6 protein-coding genes are annotated in these 4,383 nt (G+C 63.4%); 5 read left to right on the forward strand and 1 reads right to left on the reverse strand.

Annotated elements, in window-relative coordinates; genetic code table 11:
- Positions 1-390, reverse strand: a 390-nt coding sequence (locus tag HCZ87_RS19965) for a 4-hydroxy-tetrahydrodipicolinate reductase (RefSeq protein WP_368484153.1), incomplete at its 3' end; no start/stop codon positions are given.
- Between the two features lie 93 nt (positions 391-483).
- Between HCZ87_RS19965 and rbfA the strand changes: the two genes are divergently transcribed.
- From rbfA to HCZ87_RS19990, 5 genes are all read left to right on the forward strand, one after another.
- Complete coding sequence (gene rbfA, locus HCZ87_RS19970) at positions 484-879, forward strand: 30S ribosome-binding factor RbfA (protein WP_167646763.1); 396 nt, start codon at positions 484-486, stop codon at positions 877-879.
- Positions 880-882: 3 nt separating this feature from the next.
- Positions 883-1,656 carry a phosphodiester glycosidase family protein gene (locus HCZ87_RS19975; protein ID WP_167646765.1) on the forward strand — a complete coding sequence of 258 codons (774 nt, stop codon included), beginning with the start codon at positions 883-885 and terminating at the stop codon, positions 1,654-1,656.
- Between the two features lie 57 nt (positions 1,657-1,713).
- Positions 1,714-2,622 carry a tRNA pseudouridine(55) synthase TruB gene (gene truB, locus HCZ87_RS19980; RefSeq protein WP_167646767.1) on the forward strand — a complete coding sequence of 303 codons (909 nt, stop codon included), beginning with the start codon at positions 1,714-1,716 and terminating at the stop codon, positions 2,620-2,622.
- 163 nt (positions 2,623-2,785) lie between these two features.
- Positions 2,786-3,319 carry a DUF1643 domain-containing protein gene (locus HCZ87_RS19985; RefSeq protein WP_167646769.1) on the forward strand — a complete coding sequence of 178 codons (534 nt, stop codon included), beginning with the start codon at positions 2,786-2,788 and terminating at the stop codon, positions 3,317-3,319.
- Positions 3,320-3,408: 89 nt separating this feature from the next.
- Positions 3,409-4,308, forward strand: a complete 900-nt coding sequence (locus HCZ87_RS19990; RefSeq protein WP_167646771.1) for a calcium-binding protein — start codon at positions 3,409-3,411, stop codon at positions 4,306-4,308.
- The last annotated feature ends 75 nt before the right edge of the window (positions 4,309-4,383 follow it).

The raw sequence follows: 4,383 nt of genomic DNA on the forward strand, positions 1-4,383 counted from the left end.
AAGCGACATATTGCCCGCCCGCACCAGCACCGTCTCCTGCGCGGCGGGGGCCAGCTGCGCGATCTGCTCTTCCGTCATGCCGGTGGTGCCGATCACATGAGCACAGCGCGCCTGTGCTGCCAGTTTGGAAAAGCCGATCGTGGCCTCGGGCGCGGTGAAATCAATCACCGCCTGCGCGCCCGAAAAGGCCGCCAGCGCATCATCGGTGACCACCACCCCCAGCGCCGCGCCGCCCATGGCGATGCCGATATCCTGACCGATCCAGTCGTGCCCCGCACGCTCCACCACGCCAGCCAGCTCCGCCTTGTCGCTCTCCAGCACCGTCCTGATCAACATTTGCCCCATACGCCCCGAGGCGCCGGTGATCACGATCCCTGGTTTATCCGTCATGGTTTCACTCTCTGGTTGGACAGTTTGCTGGATTCCTCCTACCCTGAGAGGGACCGCTTGGCAAAGGGCGGGTTTCGGAATAGATCGAGTCGCATGGCAAAGAACAAACTCCACGATGGCTCCGGTCCCTCTCAACGTCAGCTTCGCGTCGGCGAAGTGATCCGCCGCACCCTGGCTGAGGTGCTGGCGCGTGGCGATGTGCATGACCCGGAGTTGAACCGTCTGTCGATCACCGTCGGCGAGGTCCGCACCTCCCCTGATCTGAAAATCGCAACCGCCTATGTGCTGCCCCTCGGCGGCAAGGGACAGGAGGACGTGATCGGCCTTCTCGCCCGCAACAAGGGCGAGCTGCGGCGGGCCGTCGGCAAGAAAACCGGGCTGAAATTCACGCCCGATCTGCGTTTCCAGATCGACGAGACCTTTGATCGCATGGATGACACCCGCCGCATGCTCAATCAGGATGCGGTGCGCCGCGATATCGACGACTGAGCCATGAGAGCCGCCCCCATCCTCTGCGCGCTGATCGGGCTGGCGCTTTGGGCTTCGCCCGGTCGCGCGGTGGACTGCCGCGACGAGAGCTACGCCGGCAATGGCTATACCATCTGCGAGGTGGACGCCGCTCAGGAAGATCTGCGGCTGTTCCTGCGCGATGACAGCGGCGCGGTGATGGGGCATTTCTCCACCATCGAGACAGATCTGGCGGCCAAGGGCGAGACGCTCAGTTTTGCCACCAATGCGGGCATGTATCACCAGGACCGGGCGCCGGTTGGCCTGTTCATCAAGGACGGCCAGGAAGAAATGCACCTGGTCACCAATCCCGGCCCCGGCAATTTCGGCCTGCTGCCCAACGGCGTCTTCTGCCTGCGCCCACATCGGGCCGATGTGATCGAAACGCTTGCCTTTCGGGACAGCGGCATCAGTTGCGACAGCGCCACCCAATCCGGCCCGATGCTGGTGATCGACGGCGCGCTGCATCCGCGGTTCCTGAAAGACAGCACATCGCGCTATATCCGCAATGGGGTCGGCACCAGCGCCGACGGGACCCGCGCGGTCTTTGTCATCTCGCGCAATGCGGTCAGCTTTTACGATTTTGGCAGCCTGTTTCGCGATCATCTGAAGCTGCCTCAGGCGCTTTATTTTGATGGCAATATCTCGCGCCTGCATGCGCCACAGCTGGGCCGCGACGATGCTGGTTTTATGATGGGGCCGGTGGTTGGCGTGGTGGCGCCGCGAAAAGAAACCGGCGCCGGTGCCGCGCAGAATTGACAGCCTGTCTTTCCTGCGCTACCTCGCGCGCCTTGTCCGACATCATTGGGGATCTTCATGGCACGCAAACGCAAGGGACGCGACATTTCCGGCTGGCTGGTGGTGGACAAACCCGCCGGGCTGACCTCCACCGCCGTGGTGAACAAGGTCCGCTGGGCGTTTGACGCCAAAAAGGCCGGCCATGCGGGCACCCTCGATCCCGAAGCCACCGGCGTTCTGGCCGTGGCCCTGGGCGAAGCGACCAAGACCGTTCCCTATATCACCGACGCGCTGAAGGCCTATAGCTTCACCGTGACGCTTGGCGCCGCCACCAATACCGACGATGCCGAGGGCGAGGTGATCGCCACCTCCGACGCCCGCCCCACCGATGCAGAGATCAAAGAGGCGCTGATGGGCTTCATCGGCGAAATCCAGCAGGTGCCGCCGAAGTTCTCCGCCGTGAAGATCGACGGCCAGCGCGCCTATAAGCTCGCCCGCGACGGCGAGGAGGTCGAGCTCTCTGCCCGCGCACTCTGGGTTGAGGAGCTGGTGATGCTGGACCGTCCCGACGCCGATCACGTGGTGCTGGAGATGACCTGCGGCAAGGGCGGCTATGTGCGCTCCATCGCGCGGGATCTGGGCGAGGCACTGGGCTGCCTTGGTCACGTGCAGGAGCTGCGCCGGATCTGGTCCGGGCCCTTTGATGCCGAGGACGGGATTTCGCTGGAGCAGATCGACGCGCTGGCCAAATCGCCGGAGCTGGATCAGTATCTGCGCCCCCTCGAAGAAGGGCTCGCCGATCTGCCAGAGCTGAAATGCACCGAACAGGGCGCGGTTCGGCTGCGCAACGGCAACCCCGGCATGGTGCTGGCCTCCGATGTAGAATACGGCGACGAAGCCTGGGCCTCGCTCAATGGCAAGGCGGTCGCGGTGGGGATCTACAAGGCCGGGGAATTGCACCCCAGCCGGGTCTTCATCCAGGACTAACCTGCGCTCACATCGACGCGAGATAGGTTAAGGTGCTGTAAATGAAAGGGAAATACTGCTGACCCATTGTTTCGCGCACGAAACATTAGGTCAAAGGTGCTGACCTTTTCCGCCCCAGCGTCGGCAATTGCCTATCGGGGCGGGATCGGCGACAACCGCCACCATGATCACACGCCATCACACCAAGGGCGATGCGCCCTCCAGCGCCGTCTACTCCGACTGCGAGCGGTATCGCTACAGCCTGACCCGGATCTGGGAGGCTTCGGGGCGCAGGGTGATGTTTGTGATGCTGAACCCCTCGAAGGCGACCGAGGTGCAGAACGACCCCACGATCGAGCGCTGCGAACGCCGCGCCCGGGCGCTTGGGTTTGGCGGCTTTCGCGCGACCAATATATTCGCCTGGCGCGCCACCGACCCCCGCGACATGCGCGCAGCCTCCGCCCCCGAAGGCCCCGACAATATGCGGGTGCTGCTGGAAGGCGTGGACTGGGCCGATATGGTGATCTGCGCCTGGGGCACCCATGGCGCCCATCTGGATCAGGGCCCGCGAGTCGCCGCACGGCTGCGCCAGACCGGATGCGCGCTCTATCACCTCGGGCTCAGCAAGGCGGGCCATCCGAAACACCCGCTCTATATCGCCTACAGCCAGAAGCCCTTGCTTTGGCAAACAGACACAGCCTCAGCAGGGTTTCATTAACCCACGTTCTCGTTTTGTTTTGAAACGGACCGGTATACATGCCAAGATCGGTCCTGGTAAAAAGTGTCTGGGTAAAATGGAGCCGAACGGTGTTGTGGTTGGCCAGTCTGTTAGGAATTGCCGCCGTTGGCAGCGCGATCTTCATCGACTTCGGGTCTGATGAAGACGAGCTCACCGACGACTCCGCCTCCTCGGATCAGGAGGACAGCACCATCGTGCCCGTCGATACGTTTCTCGCCGGCGGCGAAGGCGAGGTGAATTCCGTCACCGGCACCGAGGAGCTGGATCATCTCTCCGGCGGCGACGGTGCAGACAGCCTGAGCGGCGGCGAGGGCAGCGACAGCCTGCATGGCGACGATGGCGATGATCAGCTGGACGGCGGGGCGGGCGATGATGCGCTCTTTGGTCATTTCGGCGATGACAATCTGAACGGTGGAAGCGGTGCCGACACGCTGCACGGCGGCACAGGAAATGACCGCGCTGACGGCGGCGAGGGCGCGGATTCGGTGCATGGCAACGATGGCGATGACACGATTTCTGGCGGCGCGGGCAATGATGCGCTCTTTGGTGGCTCCGGGAATGACGTGGTCAGCGGCGCGGATGATGACGACACCCGCGACTATGTCAACGGTGGCGACGGCGATGATACGCTGATCGCCGGGGCCTCTGACGTGGTGACCGGCGGCGACGGCAGCGACCAGATCCTGCTGGGCGACTGGATTGCCCAGGGCACTGTGGAGCTTGTGGATTTCGATGCGGAAGAAGATCAGCTGATGTTGGTCTATGACGGCAGCCAGGGGGAGCCGGAGATCGAGGTCGAGGCAGACCCCGACGCCCCGGGAGAAACTGTCATTCGCCTCGACGGCGAAGAGGCCATGCGCCTGACCGGTGCCGAAAGCCTGACGGCGGAAGACATCCTGCTGGTCCCGGCAGAGGACGAGGATATCGCGCACTCGCCCCTCCCGGATGCGCATCCTCACGCGTCTTGAGATGATCCCCCCTGATTTCGCCTCAGCCTCCCGAATCTAGATGTGAATACCCAAGTGACTTGAGATGTTTCGCTT

This window comes from Phaeobacter sp. HF9A (genome assembly GCF_011806385.1).
Lineage (GTDB): Bacteria > Pseudomonadota > Alphaproteobacteria > Rhodobacterales > Rhodobacteraceae > Epibacterium.